At 36.9% G+C, this 1503-nt stretch carries 1 protein-coding gene and 1 pseudogene; both read left to right on the top strand.

Annotated elements, in window-relative coordinates:
* A pseudogene (locus IHO13_RS05445) lies at positions 1-242 on the top strand (SPFH domain-containing protein); the annotation flags it as partial.
* A gap of 611 nt (positions 243-853) precedes the next feature.
* A complete protein-coding gene (locus IHO13_RS05440) occupies positions 854-1051 on the top strand; it encodes a hypothetical protein (RefSeq protein ID WP_225538624.1) in 198 nt (65 codons plus the stop codon).
* Positions 1052-1503: the final 452 nt, after the last annotated feature.

Here is a 1503-nt window from a genome sequence, read left to right as displayed (position 1 = left end):
CGTATTCTTCTGAAATTGCACAAGCAATGCTGAGGCGTCAACAAGCACATGCTATCACCTCTGCAAGAAAGCATATAGTGCAAAATGCAATAGGAATTGTCGAGGAGGTAATAGCCCATTTTGAAAAAAATAAAAGTATACAATTGGATGGGAAGCAAAAGATTCAATTGATAAATAACCTACTAGTTACCCTCATTTCTGAACAAGATGCACAACCAATAATTAGCTTAGATAATAATTAGTACAGAAGCTCAACGAAAAATTTGCTTGACAAATTCCTATAACCTCCTTACCATAGCACTGAAGTTATTATTTAGTTTCAGTCCGTGCAGATTAAACAACAAAAAAACTCAATATACTTGGCATACTGTTGTTTAATTTTTTGCACCATGTGTACCTCATGCCTTTATAAACTTTCAAGGTTTTTACTTAGTATAAGCTAAAATGCGTTTGTTAAAGCGTTTAGGGCAATAAAAAAAATGCCAATTTAAAAGATAGATAGTGAATAACTAGCTAACGGGGTTTCTTTTGCCTTTTTTTTATTTGATAAGTTTCTTAGTATTTATAACTAAAGTATATTCTAGATTCAGTATCAAGTACTGGGATGACAAGAAAAGGCTGCTTGGATGACATCATAGAGGTTGGAATGACAGGAGACTAATATGGAAAACATAAACTTTCTAAAATTCATTGAGCCATGCTTTAAAACGGTGATGCCGGGATGTAGGTATAATGGCTATCAGTATACAAAAGTTATAGCAGAGAGGCTTAAAGCAGCAAGTGTTGGCAAAATGAGGCGAATAATATTCAATATACCACCGCGCTCGATGAAGTCCATGTGCGTTAGTGTTACGTGGCTGCATGGATACTAGACAATCAGCCAACTGCAAGAATAATAGTTGCAAGCTATTCTCAGCGGCTGAGCGAAAAGCACTCGCTTAACATAAGGTGCGTAATGCAATCGGATTGGTATCAAGAATTATTTCCGGAGATAGAACTATCCAAAGAGCAGAACGCCAAATACAAATTTCAAACAGTTCAGAGAGAATAAAGAATCGCAACGTCCGTTAGAAGAACACTGACCGGTGAAGGTGGTGATTTCATTATCGTGGATGATCCCTAAGCCCCACTCAAGCTTTGAGCGAAACGCTTAGAAAGCGTGCTACAAACTGGTTTGACCAGACTTTAGTAGGCAGGTTCAACAATAGAAAAAAAGGAGTAATTGTTCTTGTGATTCACAGGCTCCACCTGGGAGATTTAACCGGACACCTTACACCTTCTCTCTAAGCCAAAAAATATATGGCACCATATTTGCTTACTGATGGTATCTGAAAATAAGGAGGTTATTATTCAATCAAAAAGCCAGAGCTTACTTTTCTTGTTCTTGTCACCCAAGTAACTAAAGATGGGCATAACAGTAACAAACCAGTATCAGCTACTTACATGACACCACCTGCAAGAATATATTCAAGAGAAGAAGGTCAGTTGTTATATCATTTTTAT

Source organism: Wolbachia endosymbiont of Mansonella perstans (genome assembly GCF_020278605.1).
In the GTDB taxonomy this organism is placed as follows: domain Bacteria; phylum Pseudomonadota; class Alphaproteobacteria; order Rickettsiales; family Anaplasmataceae; genus Wolbachia.
This window is presented reverse-complemented; position numbering and strand designations above follow the sequence as displayed.